At 65.2% G+C, this 23,530-nt stretch carries 18 protein-coding genes; 15 read left to right on the forward strand and 3 right to left on the reverse strand.

Features of this window, described 5'->3' with window-relative positions; all coding sequences use genetic code 11:
* Window positions 1-19: 19 nt before the first annotated feature.
* Genes Q0C42_RS07690 through Q0C42_RS07700 form a run of 3 tightly spaced genes read left to right on the forward strand, consistent with a single transcriptional unit; the run spans window position 20 to window position 2,548 of the window.
* Window positions 20-1,234 carry a cyclopropane-fatty-acyl-phospholipid synthase family protein gene (locus Q0C42_RS07690; RefSeq protein WP_295074219.1) on the forward strand — a complete coding sequence of 405 codons (1,215 nt, stop codon included), beginning with the start codon at window positions 20-22 and terminating at the stop codon, window positions 1,232-1,234.
* Between the two features lie 22 nt (window positions 1,235-1,256).
* Entirely contained in the window at window positions 1,257-1,697 is a 441-nt protein-coding gene (locus Q0C42_RS07695; protein ID WP_295074220.1) for a TrgA family protein, read from the forward strand.
* Window positions 1,694-2,548 (forward strand): NUDIX domain-containing protein, encoded by an 855-nt coding sequence (locus Q0C42_RS07700; RefSeq protein ID WP_295074221.1) that lies wholly within the window; start codon window positions 1,694-1,696, stop codon window positions 2,546-2,548. The genes Q0C42_RS07695 and Q0C42_RS07700 overlap by 4 nt, the downstream gene beginning before the upstream one ends.
* A gap of 111 nt (window positions 2,549-2,659) precedes the next feature.
* On the opposite strand, the gene Q0C42_RS07705 is transcribed toward Q0C42_RS07700, so the two are convergent.
* From Q0C42_RS07705 to Q0C42_RS07715, 3 genes are read right to left on the reverse strand one after another with little or no spacing between them, the layout of a single operon-like run.
* Window positions 2,660-3,817, reverse strand: coding sequence for a Gfo/Idh/MocA family oxidoreductase (locus Q0C42_RS07705; RefSeq protein ID WP_295074222.1), 1,158 nt, complete (start codon window positions 3,815-3,817; stop codon window positions 2,660-2,662).
* Window positions 3,818-3,822: 5 nt separating this feature from the next.
* On the reverse strand, window positions 3,823-4,878 hold the full coding sequence (locus Q0C42_RS07710; protein WP_295074223.1) for a sugar phosphate isomerase/epimerase: 1,056 nt from the start codon (window positions 4,876-4,878) through the stop codon (window positions 3,823-3,825).
* Entirely contained in the window at window positions 4,875-5,939 is a 1,065-nt protein-coding gene (locus tag Q0C42_RS07715; RefSeq protein ID WP_295074224.1) for a LacI family DNA-binding transcriptional regulator, read from the reverse strand. The genes Q0C42_RS07710 and Q0C42_RS07715 overlap by 4 nt, the downstream gene beginning before the upstream one ends.
* 322 nt (window positions 5,940-6,261) lie before the next feature.
* On the opposite strand from Q0C42_RS07715, the gene Q0C42_RS07720 reads away from it, so the two are divergent.
* The 12 genes from Q0C42_RS07720 to Q0C42_RS07775 all read left to right on the forward strand — a co-directional run bounded on the left by Q0C42_RS07720 (window position 6,262) and on the right by Q0C42_RS07775 (window position 23,517).
* On the forward strand, window positions 6,262-7,485 hold the full coding sequence (locus Q0C42_RS07720) for an ABC transporter substrate-binding protein (RefSeq protein ID WP_295074225.1): 1,224 nt from the start codon (window positions 6,262-6,264) through the stop codon (window positions 7,483-7,485).
* Window positions 7,486-7,669: 184 nt separating this feature from the next.
* Entirely contained in the window at window positions 7,670-8,500 is an 831-nt protein-coding gene (locus tag Q0C42_RS07725) for a carbohydrate ABC transporter permease (protein ID WP_295074340.1), read from the forward strand.
* Window positions 8,493-9,398, forward strand: coding sequence for a carbohydrate ABC transporter permease (locus Q0C42_RS07730; RefSeq protein ID WP_295074226.1), 906 nt, complete (start codon window positions 8,493-8,495; stop codon window positions 9,396-9,398). Before Q0C42_RS07725 ends, Q0C42_RS07730 begins: the two co-directional genes overlap by 8 nt.
* A gap of 3 nt (window positions 9,399-9,401) precedes the next feature.
* On the forward strand, window positions 9,402-10,481 hold the full coding sequence (locus Q0C42_RS07735) for an ABC transporter ATP-binding protein (protein ID WP_295074227.1): 1,080 nt from the start codon (window positions 9,402-9,404) through the stop codon (window positions 10,479-10,481).
* A 3-nt stretch (window positions 10,482-10,484) separates the two neighbouring features.
* The gene (locus Q0C42_RS07740) at window positions 10,485-12,857 is read left to right on the forward strand and encodes a glycoside hydrolase family 2 protein (protein ID WP_295074228.1); all 2,373 of its coding nucleotides are present in this window, start codon (window positions 10,485-10,487) and stop codon (window positions 12,855-12,857) included.
* Between the two features lie 15 nt (window positions 12,858-12,872).
* Window positions 12,873-13,622 carry a sugar phosphate isomerase/epimerase gene (locus Q0C42_RS07745; RefSeq protein ID WP_295074229.1) on the forward strand — a complete coding sequence of 250 codons (750 nt, stop codon included), beginning with the start codon at window positions 12,873-12,875 and terminating at the stop codon, window positions 13,620-13,622.
* An 11-nt stretch (window positions 13,623-13,633) separates the two neighbouring features.
* Window positions 13,634-14,767 (forward strand): Gfo/Idh/MocA family oxidoreductase, encoded by a 1,134-nt coding sequence (locus Q0C42_RS07750; RefSeq protein WP_295074230.1) that lies wholly within the window; start codon window positions 13,634-13,636, stop codon window positions 14,765-14,767.
* Between the two features lie 95 nt (window positions 14,768-14,862).
* Window positions 14,863-16,437, forward strand: coding sequence for a glycoside hydrolase family 43 protein (locus Q0C42_RS07755; RefSeq protein WP_295074231.1), 1,575 nt, complete (start codon window positions 14,863-14,865; stop codon window positions 16,435-16,437).
* Window positions 16,438-16,503: 66 nt separating this feature from the next.
* Window positions 16,504-17,160 carry a GntR family transcriptional regulator gene (locus Q0C42_RS07760; RefSeq protein ID WP_295074232.1) on the forward strand — a complete coding sequence of 219 codons (657 nt, stop codon included), beginning with the start codon at window positions 16,504-16,506 and terminating at the stop codon, window positions 17,158-17,160.
* Between the two features lie 262 nt (window positions 17,161-17,422).
* Window positions 17,423-18,817, forward strand: coding sequence for an aspartate aminotransferase family protein (locus tag Q0C42_RS07765; RefSeq protein WP_295074233.1), 1,395 nt, complete (start codon window positions 17,423-17,425; stop codon window positions 18,815-18,817).
* A gap of 493 nt (window positions 18,818-19,310) precedes the next feature.
* Entirely contained in the window at window positions 19,311-20,315 is a 1,005-nt protein-coding gene (locus Q0C42_RS07770; RefSeq protein ID WP_295074234.1) for an efflux RND transporter periplasmic adaptor subunit, read from the forward strand.
* Complete coding sequence (locus Q0C42_RS07775) at window positions 20,308-23,517, forward strand: efflux RND transporter permease subunit (protein WP_295074235.1); 3,210 nt, start codon at window positions 20,308-20,310, stop codon at window positions 23,515-23,517. Before Q0C42_RS07770 ends, Q0C42_RS07775 begins: the two co-directional genes overlap by 8 nt.
* Window positions 23,518-23,530: the final 13 nt, after the last annotated feature.

Genomic DNA, 23,530 nt, shown 5'->3' on the forward strand with positions numbered 1-23,530 from the left:
AGACCCTGGGGGTGGGCCGATGGACGTGTTGACGACGGTGAAGGGTGAGGCAGGTCTGCCGCGCTACTTCGCCACCGCATTCGAGACTGCGAGGCGGCTGGGCGAAGGCAGGCTGGATTTCGTGCTGCCGGATGACCGGCGTTTCCGGGTCGAGGGCAAGGCCCCCGGCATCGCGGCGGAGATCCGGGTGGTGAACCCGGACCTTTTCGCGCGGCTGGTGCGGGAGGGCGACCTTGGCTTCTGCGACGCCTACCTGGATGGCTGGTGGACGACCCCCGACCTGCAGGCCTTCCTGGATCTGGTCCAGAGGCCGGCAAACAACGTGGTCAATGACGGGTATCCGGGGCGCGGCCTGGTCCGCGCCTACGAGCGGCTGCGCTTCTGGTTGCAGTCGAACTCGAAGCGGCAGGCCAAGAAGAACATCTCGTACCACTACGATCTGGGGAATGATTTCTACCGGCTGTGGCTGGACGAGACGATGACCTATTCCTCGGCGCTGTTTCAGAACTCGCAGGAGAGCCTCGAGGCGGCGCAGATCCGCAAATACGCCAGCATGGTCGACCAGATGGGCGCGCAGCCCGGCGAGCATGTGCTGGAGATCGGCTGCGGCTGGGGCGGATTCGCGGAATATGCGGCCAAGGAGCGGGGGCTGCGGGTCACCGGCCTGACGATCAGCCAGGCGCAGCACGACTATGCGGTGGAGCGGATCGCCCGGGCGGGGCTGTCGGACCGGGTCGAGATCAAGCTGCAGGACTACCGCGACGAACGCGGCAGTTACGACGGCATCGCCAGCATCGAGATGTTCGAGGCGGTGGGTGAACGCTACTGGCCGGTCTATTTCGGGACGTTGCGCGATCGGCTGAAGCCGGGGCGGCATGCCACGCTGCAGATCATCACCGTGTCGGATGCGCGCTGGGAGATCTACCGCAGGGGCGTCGACTTCATCCAGAAGTACGTCTTTCCGGGCGGGATGCTGCCGGCTCCGTCGGTGCTGCGGGCCGAGGTGGAGAAGGCGGGCCTGCACGTCAAGGGATCGATCGAGTTCGGCGAGAGCTACAGCCTGACCTTGCGGCGCTGGCACGAGACCTTCAACGACCGCTGGGGCGAGATCAGGAAGCTGGGATTCGACGACCGTTTCAAGCGGATGTGGGACTTTTACCTCGCCTCTTGCGCGGGGGCCTTTCAGGGTGGAAACTGCGATGTGACGCAGATCACGGTGACGCGTCCAAGCTGAGGGCTTTCGAATGGCGCAACCGATGCCGACTGCTGCAAAGCTTATGGCCGCGATCTCGTTCGGGGTCGTGGGCTGGGTGATGGCTAACTACTACGCGCAGAACATCCCCGACGCCGCATCGCTGGGTCCGCTTCGCGAAGGGGCGGCGCTGGTCGGCATCTTCATCGGCTGGTCGGTGATGGGCAATTCGACCGGCCGGGGCTATGTCGAGTCGGCGGGTGCGGGCATCAAGACGGCGGTGATCCTGGCGGTCGTGGCGCTGTTCCTGCTGGCCTTGGGCGAGATGCTCGAGAACTCGGTCAAGATGCGGTACGAGGACGCGATGGAAGCGATCCTTTCGGTGGTCGACACCATGGCGAAGCGGGCGCATGCGCTATTGTCGCTGGGGGTCTTCGGGACAATCCTCTTGGGTGGGATCCTGGGCGGGCTGCTCAGCGAGAACGTCGGTCGACGCTGGAAGTGACCGGGCGGGACAGGACGGACTGGCCGGATGCACTGCGCGCGGCGGTGGCGGCTGGCGGCGCCGAGTGCGAAGATTTCCTGGAAGCGGTTCTGGGTCAGGCGGAGGCCGACCCGGACCTGGTGGCGCAGGTGTTGCGCTACTTTGGACATCTGCCGGCAGAGCGCGTGGCGGGTCGGCTGCAGGCCCTTCGGGTCGAGGCCGCGAGCCGGGGGCGGGCGGTGGCTGCGGCTGCAGGGGCGGGGCGCGGCATTCGGGCGGGATCGGGTGAGGTGGACGCAGTTCAGGTGCGGCCGTTGCACGCCGGGTTCTTCGCGCTGGACCTGTGGCAGTTGCGCCACCGGCGGTTTGACGGCGGGATGAGCCCGCCCCTGACCCGCGAGGTTTTCGTGGCCGGTGATGCGGTCACGGTGCTGCCCTACGACCCTGCGCGGGACCGGGTGCTGCTGATCGAACAGATGCGGATCGGCCCCCTGGGTCGGGGCGATCCCTTGCCCTGGCAGCTGGAGGCCATCGCGGGGCGGATCGATCCGGGCGAGACGCCGCAAGAGGCCGCATGCCGCGAGGCGGTCGAGGAGGCGGGGCTGGTTCTGGGCGCGCTTGAGAAGGTGGCGGAGTATTATCCGACGCCGGGGGCGATGACGGAATATCTGTACTCCTACGTGGCGCTTTGCGACTTGCCGGACGGGGTCGCGGGGGTCTTCGGTGCCGCCCAGGAGGCCGAGGACATCAAGGGACACCTGCTGTCGTTCGACCGCTTGGTCGAGGTCATGGCGGCGGGGGAGATCAGGAATGCGCCGCTTTTGCTGAGTGTGCTGTGGCTGCAACGCGAGCGTGCGCGGCTGCGCGGGTAGGGACGGTGGGTGGATCGCCCACCCTACGCGGTGGCTGACCGGACAGGTCAGGGCGTCGCCTGGGGGTTTCACACCCCCAGTCCCGCTGGGATACTTCAGGACTTATCGCCCTCAGAGGTTCAGGCTGACCCAGGCGCCGTTTCTGGACGAGGACCTGACGCAGGCGTCGACGAATGCCACACCCTCCAGGCCTTCCTTGAGGCCGGGGAAGGTGGTGCCGTCCGGGACCGGCGTTCCCGCCTTCGCGGCGCGGATCGCGCGGGCGGCCTCGGTGTAGATGGTGGCGAAGCCTTCCAGGTAGCCCTCGGGGTGGCCGGGGGGGATGCGGCTGACGCGGGCGGCTTCCGGGCCGGCGCCGGCACCGCCACGGGTGATCTTGCGTTTTTCCTGCCCGAAGGGCGTGAACCAGAGGTAGTTCGGGTCCTCCTGCGCCCATTCGAGCCCGCCCTTGGTGCCGTAGATGCGCAGGCGGAGGCCGTTCTCGTTGCCGGGGGCGACCTGGCTGCACCAGAGCATGCCGCGTGCCCCGCCCTGATAACGCATCAGCACGTGGCCGTTGTCATCCACCCGGCGGCCGGGGACGAAGGCGGTGAGATCGGCGGCCAGCGTGTCCAGCGTCAGGCCGGTGACGAAGTTCGCCAGGTTGAAGGCGTGGGTGCCGATGTCGCCGGTGGAGCCTCCCACCCCGGACCGCGCCGGGTCGGTGCGCCAGTCGGCCTGCTTGTTGTCGACCACCTCGGTCAGCCAGTCCTGGACGTATTCGACGTTGACGAGACGCAGGTCGCCAAGGTCTCCGTTGGCGATCATCGCCTTGGCCTGTCGGATCATCGGGTAGCCGGTGTAGTTGTGGGTGAGAGCGAAGACCACGCCCGATGCCTCGGCAGCCTTGGCGAGCTTCTTCGCCTCGGCCAACGTCGCGGTCAGGGGCTTGTCGCAGATGACGTGGATGCCGCGCTTGAGGAACTGCATCGCCACGGGGGCGTGCATGTGGTTCGGCGTCACGATGGCGACGGCGTCGATCCCGTCCTTGCGGCGGGCTTCCTTGGCCGCCATCTCGGCGAAGGAGGTGTAGGCGCGAGGGACGCCGAGGTCTTGCGCGGAGGCGAGGGCCTTCTCGGGGTTGGATGAGAAAGCGCCTGCAACCAGTTCATATTGATCGTCAATCCGCGCGGCGATGCGGTGGACGGCACCGATGAAGGCGTCGCGTCCGCCGCCGACCATGCCAAGGCGGAGACGTTCGGGGCGGGCGGTGTGGGCGGCGTCGATCATGGGTCTTACTCCAGTCCAAGCATGCGGCGGTTGGCGGCGCGGTCGGTGCCGGCGTCGGCGAAATCGTCGAAGGCCTTTTCGGTCACGCGGATGATGTGGGCATCGACAAAGGCCGCGCCTTCGCGGGCGCCATCCTCGGGGTGTTTCAGGCAGCATTCCCATTCAACCACGGCCCAGCCGTCGAAATCGTGCTGGGTCAGCTTGGAGAAGATGCCGCCGAAATCGACCTGCCCGTCGCCGGGGGACCGGAAGCGGCCGGCGCGGTTGACCCAAGACTGGAAGCCGCCGTAGACGCCCTGGCGGCCCGTCGGGTTTAGCTCGGCGTCCTTGACGTGGAACATCTTGATCCGGTCGTGGTAGATGTCGATATGCTCAAGGTAATCAAGGTGCTGCAACACGTAGTGCGAGGGATCGTACAGCATGTTGGCGCGTTTGTGGCCCTTCACGCGGTCGAGGAACATCTCGAAGGTGACGCCGTCATGCAGGTCCTCACCGGGGTGGATCTCATAGCAGACGTCGACGCCGCAATCCTCGGCATGGTTGAGAAGCGGCGTCCAGCGGCGGGCGAGTTCGTCGAAGGCTTCTTCCACCAGGCCCGCGGGGCGCTGGGGCCAGGGGTAGAGGTAGGGCCAAGCGAGAGCGCCGGAGAAGGTGGCGTGGGCGGTGAGGCCGAGGTTCTTCGAGGCGGTGAGGGCCGTCTTCACCTGGTCCACGGCCCATTCGGCGCGGGCTTTGGGGTTGCCGCGGACGGACGGGGCAGCAAAGCCGTCGAACTGGGTGTCATAGGCGGGGTGGACGGCGACAAGCTGGCCCTGCAGGTGAGTGGAAAGTTCGGTCACCTCGATGCCGGCGTCCTTCGCAATCCCTTTGAACTCATCGCAGTAGGCCTTTGAGCTGGCAGCTTTTTCCAGGTCGAACAAACGTGCGTCCCAGCTTGGCACCTGCACGCCGACATAGCCGCAATCGGCGGCCCATTCGGTGATCGACTTCCACGAGTTGAACGGGGCAGCATCCCCCGCAAACTGCGCCAGGAACAGGGCCGGGCCCTTGATCGTCTTCATGTCTTGTCCTCCACTTCGCGGCCTGGCGGCCTTTGTTCTACCTTGACTGGAACTTCCAGGCCTTGCCGGTCGGTCCAGTCGCGTTTTTCGATCTCGGCCAGAAGCGCCCGGGCGAGAAACTCGCCAGCGCGGCCCACGTCTTCGCGGACGATGAGGATATCCTGCCGGAAGCGGCGCAGGACGGCGATGGCTTCCTTGGCGACGACGTCGAAGTCGCGGCCCAGAACGCGGCCCGAGCTCTCGGCGCCGGCGATGGTGGCCATCGCGGAGGTGGTCGAGCCGACGAGGATGCCGTCGGGCGGGTTCGGCTGATGGAAGCGGGCGGCGATGGCGGCCTCGACCGCCTCGCCGCCGCTGTCGGAGGTGATGTCCTGCGACACTTCGAAGGGCAGGCCCCGCAGCGCGCATTCGTCCGAGAAGCCGAAGGTCATATGGCGGGCGTACATGTGCGCGCGGGGCGGAGGCACGATCAGCAGACGCTTGCGGCCGCGTTCGGCCATGACGCGGGCACCGAGGCGGCCGTAAGCCTCGTTGTCGAAGTCGAAGAAGGAATGGTCGATGCCCATCGAGGTCCGGCCGTGTGCGGCGAACGGAAAGCCGTGATCGTGCATGTAGCGGACGCGGGGGTCGTCTTCCTTGGTCTGGTTCAGGATGATCCCGTCGGCGCTTTCGGTTTCGACGATGTAGCGGATCGGCTCCATCGGGTCCTGGTCGGGGAAGAACGGGGTCACGATCAGATGGTAGGCGGTGCCGCGGAGCGCGTTGGCGATCGAGTAGATCAGCCGCGAGGTGTGGTTCATCACGTCTGTCTCGGTCGAAAGGACCAGAGCGATGACGTTGGTCTTGCCGGTGCGCAGGCGGACGCCGGCGCGGTTTGGGCGGTAGCCGAGCTGTTCGGCCGTCTCGCGGACGATGCGCTTGGTCTCCTCGCCGATGTCGGGGGCGTCCTTCAGGGCGCGGCTGACCGTGGCGATGGCGAAACCCGTCGCGGCGGCGATGGTCTTCAGCGTGGGCCGCTGAGTGTCCGAATCAGGTGTGGGTGGATCAGTGATCGTTGCCATGATCCCCCCTGTTTGCATGCAAGCGACCGAAGAGGCGAGGGCGAATCCCCCGGACTGATTCGGCCCCGGTGGTCCGCTTTGCATCTGCAGCGCGACCCACCGATCCGGAGGCGGGAAGGTCCCGTCCGGAAAGGGAATCGGCGTGGTTTTGGCGGTGCAGCATGGGCGCGGTTTTCCGGGTGTTTTGCGCGGAGATGGGCGCGGGGAATCCCCTCATGAAAACTTGGAGAGAGGGCGCGAACAAGCGAAAAGATGTGTTGATCGGCAAATCTATAACGTTATAGGTTATTTCTATAACGTTTTAGAAACCGGGAGGAACGGTATGAAACTATCGAAGATGACGGCGCTTCTTGCGATGTCCGTGGCGATGCCCGCCATGGCGACGGAGCTTGAGGTCACCCACTGGTGGACCTCGGGCGGGGAAGCCGCCGCGGTGGCCGAGCTTGCCAAGGCGTTCGACGCCTCGGGCGACAAGTGGGTCGACGGCGCCATTGCTGGCGGTGGCGGCACGGCGCGTCCGATCATGATTAGCCGGATCACCGGCGGCGACCCGATGGGCGCCACCCAGTTCAACCATGGCCAGCAGGCGCTGGAACTGGTCGAAGCCGGGCTGATGCTGGACCTGACCGACGTGGCCGAAGCCAACAACTGGAAAGAGATCGTCTTCCCGCCGTCGCTGCTGGAAGCCTGCACGGTCGACGGCAAGATCTACTGCGCGCCGGTGAACATCCACTCGCCGGAATGGCTGTGGCTGTCGAACAAGGTCTATGAGGATCTGGGCATCCCGGTTCCGACCAACTGGGACGAGTTCGTCGCGACCGCACCGCAGGTCGACGCGGCGGGCAAGATCCCGCTGGCTCTGGGCAACCAGCCCTGGCAGTCGAACCTTGCCTTCGGCGCGATGCAGATCGCTGTGGCCGGGATCGATGCATGGAAGGCCGTGAACGTCGAGAAGAACATGGATGTCGCAGCCGGGGCGGAATACGCCAAGGTTTTCGCGGCAGCTGCAGCGGCCCGGGAACTGGCGCGCAAGTCGACCGTCCAGGACTGGAACCAGGCCACCAACCTCGTGATCACCGACGAAGCTGCCGGACAGATCATGGGTGACTGGGCGCAGGGTGAATTCCAGGTGGCTGGCGAAGTGGCCGGCAAGGACTACACCTGCCTGCCGGGTCTGGGTCTGAACCAGTACATCTCGACCGGTGGTGACGCCTTCTACTTCCCGAAGCTGGACGATCCGGAGAAGGAAGCTGCACAGAAGCGTCTGGCCGCACAGCTGGTCAGCCCGGAAGTGCAGGTTGCGTTCAACCTGAAGAAGGGCTCGCTGCCGATCCGTGGCGACGTCGATCTTTCGGCCGCCAACGACTGCATGAAGAAGGGTCTGGAGATCCTGGCCGGTGGCAACATCCTTCCGGCTGGCGACATGGTCTGGTCGCCCGACGTGCAGAAGCAGGCGGAAGACCTGATGGTGGAGTTCTGGAAGTCGGAAATGCCGGCCGAAGAAGCCCATACCAAGTGGGTGGAAATCCTGAAGACCGGTCTCTGAGACTGACCTGACGACGGGGGGCTGTCCGACATCGGGCAGCCCCTCTTTCGCACCTGAAGCGGCAAGGGGGCTGGGGCCGATGTCATCCACCACAACCGAGGCGGAACCTGTCCGCACAGCGACCTACGCCAAGCCGCGCGCGCGGTGGACCCGCAATATCAGTGCCAAGATCGCGGCGCTTCCGATGGTGGCGACGGCCCTGGTCGTCTTCCTTGGCGGAACGATATGGACGGTCGTCTACTCTTTCACCAACTCGAAGTTGCTGCCCAGGGCCAACTTTGTGGGCTTCGACCAGTATGAGCGGCTCTGGTCGAACAGCCGCTGGCTGATCTCGATCGAGAACCTGCTGTTCTACGGCGTGATGTCGATGATCTTCACCGTGGTCATGGGCTTCATCCTGGCCGTGTTGATGGACCAGAAGATCCGCTACGAAGACACGTTCCGGACCATCATGCTGTATCCCTTCGCGCTGTCGTTCATTGTGACCGGCCTGGTATGGCAGTGGATCCTGAATCCGGACTTCGGCATCCAGGGTGTCGTGCGCGACTGGGGCTGGACGAGCTTCAATTTCGACCCGCTGAACAACCCCGACACCGTGCTTTACGGCTTGCTGATCGCGGGACTATGGCAGGGCACCGGCTTCGTCATGTGCCTGATGCTGGCCGGCCTGCGCGGCATCGACGAGGACATCTGGAAGGCCACCCGCGTCGACGGCATCCCGACCTGGAAGACCTATGTCGTGGTGATCATCCCGATGATGCGCGCGGTCTTCATCACCACGCTGGTGATCGTGGCCAGTGGCATCATCCGGCTTTACGACCTGGTGGTCGCCATGACCTCGGGCGGACCCGGCGGCAACGCCAGCCAGGTGCCCGCGATGTATGTCTACGACTACATGTTCCAGGCGCAGAACCTGGGCCAGGGGTTTGCAGCCTCGACCATGATGCTGCTCAGCGTCCTGATCGTGCTGATCCCCTGGGCCTATCTTGAATTCGGAGGCAAGAAGCATGGCTGATACGTCAATGAACGCCATGACCGGGCCCCGGGGCGCCAAGCCGAAAAAGGCGATGAACCCCCGCAACATCATGCTTTACGGCATTCTCATCCTGGTCTGCGTCTACTATCTGCTGCCGCTTTACGTAATGGTGATGACCAGCCTGAAGGGGATGCCCGAAGTCCGCCTTGGCAACATTTTCGCACCCCCGGTCGAGATCACCTTCCAGCCCTGGGTCAAGGCCTGGTCCGAGGCCTGCACCGGCCTGAACTGCGACGGGCTGAGCCGCGGCTTCTGGAACTCGGTTCTGATCACGGTGCCGTCGGTGATCGTGTCGATCGCCATCGCAAGCGTGAACGGCTATGCGCTGATCAACTGGAAGTTCAAGGGATCGGACGTCTTCTTCACCATCCTGATCTTCGGGTCCTTCATCCCGTACCAGATCATGCTTTATCCCATCGTGATCCTGCTGCGTGAGGCGGGGATCTACGGCACGCTCTGGGGGCTGATCGTCGTGCATACGATCTTCGGGATGCCGATCCTGACGCTTCTGTTCCGCAACTACTTCAGCTCGATCCCCGAGGAGCTGTTCAAGGCCGCCCGTGTCGATGGGGCCGGGTTCTGGGGCATCTACTTCCGCATCATGCTGCCGATGAGCTTGCCGATCTTCGTGGTGGCCCTCATCCTGCAGGTGACGGGCATCTGGAACGACTTCCTCTTCGGGGTCGTGTTCACCAAGCCGGACCTCTACCCGATGACCGTGCAGCTGAACAACATCGTCAACTCGGTCCAGGGGGTGAAGGAATACAACGTCAACATGGCGGCCACGGTGCTGACCGGTCTGGTGCCGCTGGTTGTCTACTTCGTCTCTGGCAAACTCTTCGTCCGCGGTATCGCCGCCGGTGCCGTGAAAGGCTGATCCATGGTTAACTCGATTGAAGTCAAGGACCTGACGCTGAACTTCGGCTCGGTGTCCGTGTTGAAGAACATGAACATCGACGTGGCGGAGGGGGAGTTCGTTGTCCTTCTTGGCCCCTCGGGCTGCGGGAAGTCGACGCTTTTGAACTGTCTGGCGGGATTGCTGGACATCACCGACGGGCAGATCTGGATCAAGGGCAAGAACGTCACCTGGTCGGAGCCGTCGGAGCGCGGGATCGGGATGGTGTTCCAGTCTTACGCGCTTTACCCGCAGATGACGGTGCGGGGGAACCTGTCCTTCGGTCTGAAGAACGCCAAGGTGCCACAACCCGAGATCGACAAGCGGATCGCCCGGGCGGCGGAGATTTTGCAGATCCAGCCCTTGTTGGACCGCAAGCCGGCGGCCCTGTCGGGCGGGCAGCGGCAGCGCGTCGCCATCGGGCGGGCGCTGGTGCGGGACGTGGACGTGTTCCTGTTCGACGAGCCCTTGTCGAACCTGGACGCCAAGCTGCGGAGCGAACTGCGGGTCGAGATCAAGCGTCTGCACAACGCGCTGGGCAACACGATGGTCTATGTGACCCACGACCAGATCGAGGCGCTGACCCTCGCCGACCGCATCGCGGTGATGAAGGGCGGGGTGATCCAGCAACTGGCCGCTCCGCTGGAGATCTACAACCGCCCGTCGAACCTGTTCGTGGCAGGCTTCCTGGGGAGCCCGTCGATGAACTTCCTGAAGGGCAGGACGATCGACAACGGCCGGGCGTTCCAGTTCGGTTCGACCAGGATCGACCTGGCGGGATACGAGGGCGGGGCGGTGCTGGAGCGGGACGACGCTATTCTGGGCGTGCGGCCGGAGCATATCACCGTGTCGACGGTGCCGGTGTCGGGGCCATCGATCCCGGCCGAGGTCGAGATCGATGAACACCTGGGCGCCGACAGCCTTTTGTGGCTGAAGGCCGAAGGGACCAACATGAGCGTGCGGGTGCCGGTCGAAGGCCGGTTGCCGGCGGGGACGAAGGTGCATCTGGGGCTCGATATCCCCAAGGCCTCGCTCTTTGACTCGAAGACGGAACAAAGGATCTGAATCATGCTCGATCTGGCGGGGTGCTGGACGCTTTCGGATGAAAGCGGCGCCCATGTCGTGCCGTTCGACCTGCCCGGGGATGGCGTCTCGGCACTGGCGAAGGCGGGGGTGATCCCGGACCCGTATTGGGGCCGGAACGAGTATGAGTGCCGCTGGGTTTCCGAGCGGGACTGGGTGGCGCGGCGGGTTTTTGGCCATGACGGATCGGCGGCGGAGCTCGTGGTCGAAGGGCTGGACACCGTGGCCGAGGTGCGGCTGAACGGGGTTCTGGTGCTGTCGGCGGCCAACGTGCACCGGCGCTGGCGGGTGGACGTGTCTGCGGCGCTGAAGGCGGGCGAGAATGCGGTGGAGATCCACTTCCGCTCGCCGGTCCGCGAGGCATTGGCGCGGGCGGCGCGGATGCCGTTTCCGATCCCCTATCAGCAGGTGAACGGGGCGATTGCCTTCAACAACATGCTGCGAAAACAGCAGTGCGATTTCGGCTGGGACTGGAATATTGCTCTGGGCATCTTCGGGGTCTCGGGTGCGGTGCGGCTGGAAAACATCGGGCCGCGGATCGGCGATGTGCTGGTGGAGCAGGTACATTCGTCCGGTCAGGTCGAGGTACGTTTGCGGGTTCACGCGGCGTCTGAGGATGTGACGGCAAGTCTTTGCGGTGTCACGCAAACTGCTTCGGTCGCGGGTGGCGTGGCCGAAGTGGTGATGGTCATCCGCGACCCTGTGTTGTGGTGGCCTGCGGGTCAGGGCGCGCAGGTGCTGCATGATCTGGTGCTCACCGGCGGCGGGGCTCGCGCCGTGAAGCGGATCGGGCTGCGAGACATGAAGCTGGTGTCCGAGCCGGACGCGGCGGGGCGGTCGTTTGGCGTGCAGGTCAACGGCCGGGCGGTCTTTGCCAAGGGCGCGAACTGGATCCCTGCGGATGCGCTGTTCGGGCGGATCACGGTCGAAAGCGTTCGGGGGCTTTTGCAGTCCGCCGTGGACGCCAACATGAACATGATCCGCATCTGGGGCGGCGGGCGGTACGAGCCGGACTGGTTCTACGACCTGTGCGACGAGTTGGGGCTGATGGTCTGGCAGGACTTCATGTTCGCCTGCCACCTTTACCCCTCGACGCCGGAGTTTCTGGCCGAGGTGGATGCCGAGGTCCGGGATGTCGTGGCAAGGATCAGCCACCACGCCTGCATCGCGCTGTGGTGCGGCGACAACGAGTTGATCGGGGCGCTGACCTGGTTTCCGGAATCGCGGGCCGACCGGGACCGCTATCTGGTGAACTATGACCGGCTGAACCGGACGGTCGAGGCGGCGCTGCTGGACGTCCTGCCGCGGGCGAACTGGTGGCCTTCGTCGCCGTCGCCGGGGCCGATGGCGTTCGGGGATGCGTGGCATGATGACTCGTCGGGCGACATGCACTTCTGGTCGGTCTGGCACGAGGGCAAGGATTTCGATCACTATCGCGACGTAAGCCCCCGTTTCTGTTCCGAGTTCGGTTTCCAGTCCTATCCTTCGCTGACCGCCATCGCGCGCTTTGCCGACCCCCAGGACTGGAACATCGCCGCGCCGGTGATGGAGAGCCACCAGAAGAATCCCGGCGGGAACGCGCGGATTGCCGAGACGATGTTCCGATACTTCCGCTTCCCGGTGGACTTCCCGAATTTCGTCTATGTCAGTCAGATCCAGCAGGGGCTGGCGATCAAGACGGCGGTGACGCATTGGCGGAGCTTGAAGCCGCACTGTCAGGGGACGCTCTACTGGCAACTGAACGACACCTGGCCCGTGTGCAGCTGGGCAAGTCTGGACCACGGCGGGAACTGGAAGCTCTTGCATCACATGGCCGCGCGGTTCTATGCGCCGGTGATGGTGACAGCGGTGCCGAAGGACGGCGGGATCGAGCTGCGGGCGGTGAATGACCGGCCCGAGGTGGTAACGATCACGGTTGTGGCCAATGCTGCGGCGATGGATGGATCAACGCGAAAGCTGGCAGAAGCAACGGTAACGGTGTCCCCGGATGCCGCTGTGCCGGTGCTGACCATTCCCTCGGATGCGCTGCGCGCCGACGAGGTTCTGGCCTTCATCTGGAGCGGCGACGCGCAGGGCGGGGACGTCCACGCGCCGAAGCCGTGGAAGGCTTACGACCTGCTGCCTTCGGGGCTCACGGCGGACATCAAGCGCGAAGGTGACATGTGGAAATTTACGTTGCAAGTCAACGTACTCGCCCCGTTTGTTGCGGTGGAGTCTGAAGTTCCGGGCCGCTTTTCGGCCAATGCAGTCACCATGTTCCCGGGGTATCCGGCCACGATCACCTTCACCCCCGAGGACCCCTCGGTGGTGCCGACCTTCACCCTGAGAGATCTCCATTCCGCCACCTACGGCGGCTGACGAAAGGCAACCCTGATGTTCAGCTATCAACTCTACTCATCCCGCAACTTCCCGCCGATGTCGAAGACCTTCGAAATGGTGTCGCAGGCGGGCTATACCGCCGTGGAAGGCTATGGCGCGCTTTATGCCGACGATGCGGCGGTTGAGGCGACGAAGGCCGGTTTGGCGGCCACCGGGCTGTCGATGCCCACGGGGCACTTCGGGCTGGCACAGCTGGAGACCGACGTCGAGAAGGTGCTGGGCATCGCCCGTGCGCTGAAGATGGAGCGGCTGTATTGCCCCTTTGTGATGCCGGACGATCGGCCGACCGATGCGGCGGGGTGGAAGGCATTCGGGGAACGTCTGCAGAAGGCGGGCGCGCCCTACAAGGCGGCGGGATACGGCTTCGGCTGGCACAACCACGACTTCGAGTTCAAGGCGCTGGCCGACGGGTCGATGCCGCAGGACCGCATCTTCGAGGGCGGGCCGGGGCTGGAGTGGGAGATGGACGTGGCCTGGGTGATCCGGGGCGGCGCGGACCCGCTGGCCTGGATCGAGAAGTACAAGGACCGGATCACCGCGGCACACGTCAAGGACATCGCGCCTGCGGGCGAGTACAGCGACGAGGACGGCTGGTCGGACGTGGGCCACGGCACCGTTGACTGGGCGTCGATCATGGCCGCGCTGCGCAAGATCGGGGTCAAGCACTTCGTCATGGAACACGACAATCCGAAGGACGATGCGCGGTTCGCTACCCGCTCGATCGCTTCGGCCAAAGCCTTCTGAGGAAAGAGAAAATGGCAAATCTTGGTATCGGGATCATCGGGGCGGGCAATATCTCCAGCGCCTATCTGCGGCTGGCGCCCCTGTTCAAGGGGCTGGAGGTCCGGGCCGTCGCCGACGTGAACATGGAGGCCGCGACGCTGCGGGCCGAAGAGTTCAACGTGAAGGCGCAGTCGGTCGATGACCTTCTGGCCAACAAGGACGTGGATGTGGTGATCAACCTCACCATCCCGGACGCGCATTACGCGGTGACGAAGCGCATCCTGGAGGCGGGCAAGCACGCCTATTCCGAAAAGCCGCTGGTCCTGACGCTGGAGCAGGGCAAGACCCTGCGCGATCTGGCGGCCTCGAAGGGGCTGGCCGTGGGCTGTGCGCCGGACACGTTCCTCGGCGGCGCGCATCAGCAGGCGCGGGCGATCCTGGACGAGGGGCGTGTGGGGACGGTCACCTCGGCTGTCGCCTGCGTACAGAACCACGGGCCGGAAGGCTGGCACCCGAGCCCGGAGTTCTTCTTCCTGCCGGGGGCGGGGCCGATGCTGGACCTGGGGCCTTACTACATCGCCAACCTGATCAACTTCCTGGGTCCGGTTCGCCGGGTGGGGGCGATCACCTCGTCGCAGACGCCGACCCGGACCATCGGGTCGGGCGCGCGGGCGGGGCAGGAGATCCCGGTCAAGACGCCGACGAACATCCATGCGCTTCTGGAGTTCCACAACGGCACGGTGGTGAACCTGACGACCTCGTGGGACGTCTGGCACCACAAGCGCAACCACTTCGAGCTTTATGGCACGGAGGGCACGCTGTACGTCCCCGATCCGAACTTCTTCGGCGGGACCGTGGAAGTCGCGGACAAGGCCGGCGCGCTGACCGAGGTGGCACCCTGGGACCACCCGTTCGGCATCCCGAACCAGGAGCACCCGAAGCACGGTGCACTGGCGAACTACCGGACGGCGGGGCTGGCCGACATGGTCGCGGCGCTGCAGGGTGGGCGTGATGCGCGTTGTTCCCTCGAACGCACGCTGCACGGGGTGGACGTGATGACCGCCTGCCTGACCTCGGGCGAGACGGGAGGCTTCGTGACGCTGACGACCACCTGCACGCGGCCTGCCGCGCTGTCGCCGGATGAGGCGCGGGCGCTCTTGGTCTAAGGGTTGGCCGAGACCTGGCACCTCCCTGTCAGGTCGGCCGCAACGGGCGGAGGGATTGAGGGGTCCTTCCGCCCGTATTCATGAAGAGGTTGATGATGCTGGAAAATCCCGTGATCCGCGGCTTCAATGCCGACCCGTCCTTCTGCCGCGTGGGCGAGGATTACTATGTCGCGACCTCGACCTTCGAGTGGTATCCGGGGGTGCAGATCCACCATTCCCGCGACCTGGTGAACTGGCGGCTGGTGTCACGACCGTTGCGGCGGCAAAGCCAGCTGGACATGCGGGGGAACCCGGACAGCTGCGGGATCTGGGCGCCATGTCTGTCCCATGCGGACGGGCGGTTCTGGCTGGTCTACACCGACGTCAAGCGGTTGGACGGGGCGTTCAAGGACGCGCACAATTACATTGTCACCTGTGCGACGGTGGACGGGGACTGGTCGGACCCGAAATATGTGACCTCATCGGGGTTCGATCCGTCGTTGTTCCATGATGTGGACGGGCGGAAGTGGTTCGTCAACATGCGCTGGAACCATCGGGAAAAGGGCACGGGGCTGAACCCGGCGCATGACCGTTTCGACGGGATCGAGTTGCAGGAGTGGCACCCGGAGGAGGGGCTGCTGGGCGAGGTCACGACGATCTATGTCGGGACGGACCTTGGTCTGACCGAAGCGCCGCATCTCTTCTGGCACGGCGGGTATTACTACCTGACCACGGCGGAAGGGGGCACGGGCTATGACCATGCGGTGACCTTGGCGCGGGCGAAGGACATCCGCGGGCCGTATGAGACCCATCCCGCCAAGCATGTGATCACCGCTCGGTTCAATCCGGAGAACCCGATCCAGCGGATGGGACATGGGCAGTACGTCGAGGGGCATGACGGGCGGTTCTGGCATTCCTTCCTGTGCGGGCGGCCGCAGCAGGGGCCCAAGGGTCTGTTCTGCGCCACGGGGCGTGAGACGGGCCTGGCTGAGGTTGTCTGGCGGGACGGCTGGCTGTGGCTGAAGGACGGGGGAATGTTGCCCCCGACGACGGTCGATCTGCCGGCGGAGCGGGTGGTGCCGGGGGCGGTGGAGTATGACTTCTCTGGTCCTGCGCTGCCGGGTGATTTCCAGTGGCTGCGGACGCCGGTACCAGAGCGGATATTCCAGATGACCGGGAGCGCGCTGCGGCTGATCGGACGGGAGAGTTTGGGGTCGTGGTTCGAGCAGTCGCTGGTCGCGCGGCGGCAGGATGAGCCGTCCTATGAAGCGGAGTGCGACGTGGTCGCCGACCCGCCCAACTGGCAGCGGGCGGCGGGGCTGATCACCTATTACAACCGGCACAAGTTCCATGCGGCGCTGGTGACGCGGGAGGCCGGGGAGCGGGTGGTGACGCTGGTCTCGTGCGAAGGCGACTGGCCGGGCGAGGCGCTGACTTTCCACGGGCGGTTTCCGGTGGCGGAGGGGAAGGTGACCTTGGCCGTGACGGTGGACCGGGCGGTGCAGCGGTTCAGGGTGAACGGGGTTGCGGTCGGGCCGGAACTGGATGCCTCGGTGGTGTCGGACGAAGGCGGGCGGGGCGAGCATGCCAGCTTTACCGGGTCCTTCGTCGGCGTCGTCGCGCATGACCTGACGGGGCAGGGCTGGACAGCGGATGTGACGCGGTTCCGCTATGCGCCGAAAGCGGGTTGAGGATTTGATCAACTCTTGATTGCCGGGAAGATGGCGTCATAAAGAGGGCAGCCGAAGGGAGGCCCGATGGACGCCGACAGCCGCAAGATCCCCAGCCACGAGATCACCTATACGCGGTTGCGCGACATGATCCTGTTTGGACATCTGGCGCCGGGGGCTCCGGTGACGATCCAGGGGCTGATCACCGATCTGGGGGCCGGGATGACCCCGGTCCGCGAGGCGATCCGGCGGCTGACCGCCGAGGGTGCGCTTCTGCCGCAGGGCAACCGGCGGGTGGCGGTGCCGGAACTCTCGGCAGAGATGCTGGAGCAGGTGGCCTTCGCGCGGCTGGCGATCGAGCCGAAGCTGGCTGAACTCGCGGCACCAAAGCTGACGGCCGCGCAGATCGACCGGCTGGATGCAATCGACGGGGCGGTGAACCGGGCCATCGCGGCGGGGAAACTGCCGGATTATCTGGCGGCGAACCATGCGTTCCACTTCGCGCTTTACGAAGCGGCCGAGGCACCTGTCTTGCTGGACCTTGCGCGGTCGCTGTGGCTGCGGGCGGGACCGTCCTTGCGGGCAGTGATCGACCGCTATGGCCGCGACGTGGCGCCCGATCTGCACCGCGAGGCGCTGGCCGCGATGCGGGCAGGCGATGCGAAGGGTCTTGCGCGGGCCATCGAGCAGGACATCCAGCAGGGTGTGGACCACATCCGGCAGGCGCTGGCCGAGGGTCACTGACGTCATCAGATGGAGCGCCTTGCGGCGCGAGGCTTTTGACTCGCCGCTTTGCGTGAAGGACGCAAAGCGGCTCGGCCGCGACATGGTTTGCCTGCACCAGTGGCGGAAACCCTGTCGCCTCCGGCGGGGATATTTGGGCAAAAGTGAAAGGGTTTTCGGCAGGTTCAGGAATTTGATCAAATTTCTTGAACGGCGGCGCGTTTGATCATATCCTTGGGACAAGACGGGGCATTCGGCCCTGCTGATTCCGCGAGGTCACCCCATGAACATGATCACCAACCACATGCCGACGGCAGAGTTGCAGCGCCTGGACGCGGCGCATCACTTCCACCCCTTCACCGACAAGGCTGGGCTGGCTGCCAAGGGGGCCCGGGTCATCACGCGGGGCGAAGGGGTCTGGCTGACCGACAGCGAGGGCAACCGGATCATCGACGGGATGGCGGGCCTGTGGTGCGTGAACATCGGCTACGGGCGCAAGGAACTGGCCCAGGTCGCGGCGCGGCAGATGGAGGAGTTGGCCTATTACAACACCTTCTTCCAGACGACCCATGTGCCGGCAATTGCCCTTGCGGCGGAGATCGCGAAGCTGGCTCCCGGTGATTTGAACCACGTCTTCTTTGCCGGGTCGGGGTCGGAGGCGAACGATACCAACATCCGCCTCGTGCGCCGGTACTGGGACGTGAAGGGGATGCCGTGGCGCCGGACGATCATCGGGCGCTGGAACGGGTATCACGGGTCCACGATGGGCGGCGGCTCGTTGGGTGGCATGAAGCCGATCCACGCGCATGGCGGCAAGATCGACGGGATCGAGCATATCGATCAGCCCTACTGGTGGGGCGAGGGCGGGGACATGTCGGAGGATGACTTCGGCCTGGCCCGCGCGCGGCAACTGGAGGAGAAGATCCTGCAGGTCGGGCCGGACAATGTGGCGGCCTTCATCGGCGAGCCGGTGCAGGGCGCAGGTGGGGTGATCATTCCTCCGCGCACCTACTGGCCGGAGATCCAGCGGATCTGCGACAAGTACGGCATCCTGCTGATCGCGGATGAGGTGATCACCGGGTTCGGGCGGACCGGCAACTGGTTCGGGTCGGAAACCTTCGGGATCAAGCCGCATATCATGACCATCGCCAAGGGTCTGTCGTCGGGCTACCAGCCGATTGGCGGCAGCATCGTCTGTGACGATGTGGCCGAGGTTGTCGGTGGCGGGGGCGAGTTCTTCCACGGCTACACCTATTCGGGTCATCCTGTCGCCGCAGCGGTGGCGCTGGAGAACCTGCGGATCATGCAGGATGAGGGTATCGTCGACCATGTCCGGGACGTGGCCCACCCCTATCTGAAGGAGCGTTGGGACGCGCTGGTGGATCATCCGATGGTCGGCGAGGCCAAGCTGGTGGGTCTTATGGGGTCCATCGCCCTGACCCCGAACAAAGCCAAGCGGGCCAAGTTTGCCAGCGAGGCCGGGACGGTCGGGTTCAAGATGCGGGAGCGTTGCTTTGCCAACAACCTGATCATGCGGCACGTCGGGGACCGGATGATCATCGCGCCGCCGCTGGTGATCACCACGGATGAGATCGACGTGCTGATCAGCCGTGCGAAGACGTCGCTGGATGAGGCCTACAAGGTCGTCAAGGACGAAGGGTTGTGGGTCGAAGCCTGACCTTGTCCACGGTGGGCGGTCCTGTCTGGCCCTGACAAATCAATGTCTTGGGCGTGGGCGTTCAGGAACTGTCAAGAATTGGTCGGCGCGTCGGAGTAGGTCCGGCGCGCCGTTTCGTTTGGGTCATCAGCCACTCCGCCGCGGCCAGATTGAAGACCCGTGCGCTGGTGATCATCATCGCGCGGGGGTGGCGGTGACGCCCTTGGTCTTCGCCGGGAGGATGGCAGGTTTGGAGCCGGGGTTGCGGGACTGACCGGCAATCCCGGTGTGGCTGATCGCGCACCGGGAAGTGCAGACCAGCCGTCGCATCCGGGTGGTGTTCGGTTTTCTGGCCGAGGCGCTGGGCTGCGGCCAAGTCCTTGAAATTTTTGTCGAAGCGGCCGGTATCGGTCCGACTGTCCGTTCCTTGCCGGGGAAGGGCGGGAAATCTCCTGCTGTATATTGCAAACCTTACAAGCTTTATATATGTAAAGGCCAACCAGGAGACCGTTGCATGATCCGTCCCGCATTCTTTCTGCTCGCCACCAGCCTTCTCGCCCTGTCGGCACCGCTCTGGGCCGAGCCCTTTACGCTGGTCCCGACCGCCGTGACGGAGTGGAAGGCGGTCTATGGCACGGTCGAGGCGAAGGACCGCATCCCGGCGCGGGCCCGGATCGGTGGGGTGTTGGTCGAGCTGTTGGTGGCCGAGGGCGACGCAGTCGCCGCGGGTCAGGAACTGGCCCGGATCGTCGATGACAAGCTGGAGTTCCAGTTGGCGGCGCTTGCGGCACAGACGGAGGCGGTGGCGGCGCAACTGGCCAATGCCGAGGCGGACCTGCAGCGCGGTGAAGACTTGCTGAAGAACGGGGTGACCACGGCACAGCGGGTGGACGGGCTGCGGACCCAGGTGGATGTGCTGAAGGGCCAGATCGCCGCGCTGGAGGCGCAGTCGGATGTGATTGCGCAGCAGACGAAGGAAGGTGTGGTGGTGGCCCCGGTCGCGGGCCGCGTGCTGGACGTTCCGGTCACCAAAGGCGCGGTGGTCATGCCGGGCGAGCCTGTGGCGGTGGTGGGCGGTGGCGGGACCTTCCTGCGGATCGCGGTGCCGGAGCGCCATGCGGCGGCGCTGGAGGCGGGCGATCGGATCGTGCTTTCCGAGGCGGACGTCGACCGCGAAGGGACGCTGGCCCGGGTCTATCCGTTGATCGAGGGCGGCCGGGTTGTTGCGGATGTCGAGATCGAGGGTCTGCCGGACACCTATGTCGGAGCGCGGATGCTGGTGCGTCTGCCCGTCGGTGAACGCGACGCCCTGCTGGTGTCGGCGGCCGCTGTCGTGACCCGGTCGGGACTGGATTTCGTCGGAGTGCAGGGTGCCGAAGGCCCGGCTCTGCGGTCCATCGTGACGGGTGAAGTTCATGTGGTCGACGGGGTCGAGATGGTCGAGGTGATCAGCGGACTCGCGGCCGGTGATGTGGTGGTTTCGGCCGCGGATGTAGCCACTGGGGTGGGTCATGAGTGAACGTGGCAAGCATCCGCTGGGGATCGCCGGAGGGCTGACGAAGGCCTTCATCAGTTCGGCGCTGACGCCCTTGTTCATCCTGGCCGCACTGGCAGCAGGGATCGTGGCGCTGGTCAGCCTGCCGCGCGAGGAAGAGCCGCAGATCTCGGTCCCCTTGGTCGACATCCATGTGATGGCGCAGGGGTTGCGTGCCGAGGATGCGGTCAAGCTGGTGACCGAGCCGCTGGAAGTGATCGTCAAGGGAATCAACGACGTCGAGCATGTCTATTCGTCCACCCGGGACGATGCGGCGATGGTGACGGCGCGGTTCGAGGTCGGCACGCGGTCCGAGGATGCGATCCTGCGGGTGCATGACAAGGTGCGGGCGAACATCGGGGCGATCCCGGTGGGCATCCCCGAGCCGCTGATCGTGGGCCGCGGGATCGACGATGTGGCGATCCTGACGCTGACGCTGTCCGCCGAAGACCTGTCCGCCAATGACCTGACCCGGATCGCGCGGGTGTTGCAGACCGAGGTTGCGAAGACCGAGAATGTGGGCCTGACCTATCTGGTCGGCGACGCGCAGGACGCGATCCGGATCGAACCGGACCCGGACCGGCTGGCGCTGTATGGCGTGACCTTGCAGCAGTTGGCCGGGAAGGTTTCCCAGGCGAACCGGACGCTGAACACCGGCAAGCTGCGCGATCAGGGTCAGATGGTCGACCTGGTGGCAGGCGAGACGCTGACGGCTCCGGCCGAGGTGGCGCAATTGCTGCTGACCACGCGGGACGGGCGGCCGGTCTATGTCTCGGACGTCGCCACGGTGCGGTACGTGGAGAACACCAAGGACGCCATCGTCTCGCATCTGGCGAAGGACGGGACGGGCGGCCCGGCCGTGACGCTGGCGATTGCGAAGCGGGCGGGGGCGAACGCGGTCGTGGTGGCCGAAGAGGTGCTGCACCGGGTCGAGGCGCTGGAGGACAAGCTGATCCCCGAGGGTGTGATGGTGACGATCACCCGCGACTATGGCGAAACGGCGAATGAGAAGGCTAACGAGCTGCTGTTCCATCTGGGGCTGGCGACGGTGTCGATCATCCTCTTGGTCTGGCTTGCCATCGGCTGGCGCGAGGCGGGGGTGGTGGCGATCGTCATTCCGGTGACGATCCTGCTGACGCTGTTTGCGGCCTGGGTCATGGGCTTCACGCTGAACCGCGTGTCGCTGTTCGCGCTGATCTTCTCCATCGGTATCCTGGTCGACGACGCCATCGTGGTGATCGAGAACATCGACCGGCACTGGGGCATGGACCGGCGGAAGTCGCGCATTGAGGCGGCCATCGAGGCGGTGGCCGAGGTCGGCAACCCGACCATCGTGGCGACGCTGACGGTGGTGGTGGCCCTTCTGCCGATGCTGTTCGTCAGCGGGCTGATGGGGCCCTACATGTCGCCGATCCCGGCCAATGCCAGCGCGGCGATGATCTTTTCCTTCTTCGTTGCGGTGATCATCACGCCCTGGCTGATGGTCAAGATCGCGGGTCGGGCGGACATGCACGACCATGCCGGCGATGATGTCCACGGCGGACATCATGGTGGGTGGCTGGAGAAGGCCTATGCAGCCACCGCCCGCCCGATCCTGAAAACCAAGGCCCGAAGCCTGGGCTTCCTCCTGGTCACGGCGGTGCTGTCCTTTGGGTCGCTTGCGGCGCTGTATACGCGGGACGTGACGGTCAAGCTCTTGCCCTTCGACAACAAGTCGGAGCTGAGCGTGGTGATCGACCTGCCCGAGGGCTCGTCCATTGAGGCGACGGACCGCGTGGCGCGGGATGTGGCGGATGTGGTGATGGGATTGGAGGAGGTGACCTCGGTCCAGACCTATGCCGGCACGCCTGCGCCGTTCAATTTCAACGGGTTGGTGCGGCATTACTACCTGCGGTCGGAACCGCAGCTGGGCGAGGTGGCGATCAACCTTGCGCCGAAGACCGACCGGGACCGGGCGAGCCATGACATCGCGCTGGACCTGCGGGAGCGGTTGGCCTCGCTTGCGGTGCCCGAGGGGACGAGCCTGAAAGTGGTGGAACCGCCGCCGGGGCCGCCGGTGATCGCGACCCTTTTGGCCGAGGTGTACGGGCCCGATGCCGAGACGCGGCGCGAGGCGGCGACGATGATCAGGGCTGCGTTCGAAGCGGTGCCGTTCATCGTGGACGTGGACGACAGTTTCGGGACCCAGGCGCGGCGGTTGCGGGCGACAATTTCCAGCGATGACCTCGATTTCTACGCGGTGCAGGAGCAGGACGTGTTCGACACGCTGGCGCTGCTGAATGGCGGGCAGACCGTCGGCTATTCGCACCGGGGCGAAGGCCGCCTGCCGATCCCGCTGGTGGTGGGCCGCGACAAGTCGGACCGGGTGCTGGATGAACGGTTCCTGACGACTCCGATCCCCGCCAATGCCCTGCCGGGCGCGCGGGGCGTGGTGGAACTGGGCGACGTGATCCGGGTCGAGGAGGAGGCCGCGAGCTTCCCGATCTTCCGCCACAACGGCCGCGATGCCGAGATGGTGACCGCGGAATTGGCCGGCGACTTCGAAGCGCCGCTTTACGGGATGCTGGCGGTGGCCGACGAGATCGAGAAGATGGATTGGCCGGAAGGCATGAAACCCGAGATCTCGCTGCATGGACAGCCCGAGGACGAGGGCAAGGTCACCCTCCTGTGGGACGGCGAGTGGGAAGTGACCTTCGTCACCTTCCGCGACATGGGGGCCGCGTTCGGGATAGCACTTCTGGGCATCTACATCCTGGTCGTGGCGCAGTTCGGGTCGTTCAAGCTGCCCTTGGTGATCCTGACGCCGATCCCGCTGACGTTTCTGGGAATCATGGTCGGGCACTGGCTGTTTGCGGCCCCGTTTTCGGCCACGTCCATGATCGGCTTCATTGCGCTGGCCGGGATCATCGTGCGCAACTCGATCCTCCTGGTGGACTTCATCCGCCACGGGAAGGGGGACACGGTGACGGTGGACCTTCTGATCGAGGCCGGGGCGATCCGGTTCAAGCCGATCCTTCTGACCGCCATCGCCGCCATGATCGGCGCGGTGGTGATCCTGGCGGACCCGATCTTTCAGGGTCTCGCGATTTCCCTGCTCTTCGGTCTGCTGAGTTCGACGCTCCTGACCGTCCTTGTCATCCCGGCGATCTACCGCGTGTTCCGAACCGGGTCGGAAGCCATCGCCTGATCAGAAGAGGAGA

The sequence above is a fragment of the Tabrizicola sp. genome (genome assembly GCF_022842145.1).
Taxonomy (GTDB): domain Bacteria; phylum Pseudomonadota; class Alphaproteobacteria; order Rhodobacterales; family Rhodobacteraceae; genus Tabrizicola.

What these genes read in the sequence shown, in the direction of transcription:
- Q0C42_RS07690 (WP_295074219.1), top strand. Translation starts at nt 20, where the DNA reads ATGGACGTGTTGACGACGGTGAAGGGTGAGGCAGGTCTGCCGCGCTAC.
- Q0C42_RS07695 (WP_295074220.1), top strand. Translation starts at nt 1,257, where the DNA reads ATGCCGACTGCTGCAAAGCTTATGGCCGCGATCTCGTTCGGGGTCGTG.
- Q0C42_RS07705 (WP_295074222.1), bottom strand. Translation starts at nt 3,817, where the DNA reads ATGATCGACGCCGCCCACACCGCCCGCCCCGAACGTCTCCGCCTTGGC.
- Q0C42_RS07710 (WP_295074223.1), bottom strand. Translation starts at nt 4,878, where the DNA reads ATGAAGACGATCAAGGGCCCGGCCCTGTTCCTGGCGCAGTTTGCGGGG.
- Q0C42_RS07715 (WP_295074224.1), bottom strand. Translation starts at nt 5,939, where the DNA reads ATGGCAACGATCACTGATCCACCCACACCTGATTCGGACACTCAGCGG.
- Q0C42_RS07720 (WP_295074225.1), top strand. Translation starts at nt 6,262, where the DNA reads ATGAAACTATCGAAGATGACGGCGCTTCTTGCGATGTCCGTGGCGATG.
- Q0C42_RS07725 (WP_295074340.1), top strand. Translation starts at nt 7,670, where the DNA reads ATGGTGGCGACGGCCCTGGTCGTCTTCCTTGGCGGAACGATATGGACG.
- Q0C42_RS07730 (WP_295074226.1), top strand. Translation starts at nt 8,493, where the DNA reads ATGGCTGATACGTCAATGAACGCCATGACCGGGCCCCGGGGCGCCAAG.
- Q0C42_RS07735 (WP_295074227.1), top strand. Translation starts at nt 9,402, where the DNA reads ATGGTTAACTCGATTGAAGTCAAGGACCTGACGCTGAACTTCGGCTCG.
- Q0C42_RS07740 (WP_295074228.1), top strand. Translation starts at nt 10,485, where the DNA reads ATGCTCGATCTGGCGGGGTGCTGGACGCTTTCGGATGAAAGCGGCGCC.
- Q0C42_RS07745 (WP_295074229.1), top strand. Translation starts at nt 12,873, where the DNA reads ATGTTCAGCTATCAACTCTACTCATCCCGCAACTTCCCGCCGATGTCG.
- Q0C42_RS07750 (WP_295074230.1), top strand. Translation starts at nt 13,634, where the DNA reads ATGGCAAATCTTGGTATCGGGATCATCGGGGCGGGCAATATCTCCAGC.
- Q0C42_RS07755 (WP_295074231.1), top strand. Translation starts at nt 14,863, where the DNA reads ATGCTGGAAAATCCCGTGATCCGCGGCTTCAATGCCGACCCGTCCTTC.
- Q0C42_RS07760 (WP_295074232.1), top strand. Translation starts at nt 16,504, where the DNA reads ATGGACGCCGACAGCCGCAAGATCCCCAGCCACGAGATCACCTATACG.
- Q0C42_RS07765 (WP_295074233.1), top strand. Translation starts at nt 17,423, where the DNA reads ATGAACATGATCACCAACCACATGCCGACGGCAGAGTTGCAGCGCCTG.
- Q0C42_RS07770 (WP_295074234.1), top strand. Translation starts at nt 19,311, where the DNA reads ATGATCCGTCCCGCATTCTTTCTGCTCGCCACCAGCCTTCTCGCCCTG.
- Q0C42_RS07775 (WP_295074235.1), top strand. Translation starts at nt 20,308, where the DNA reads ATGAGTGAACGTGGCAAGCATCCGCTGGGGATCGCCGGAGGGCTGACG.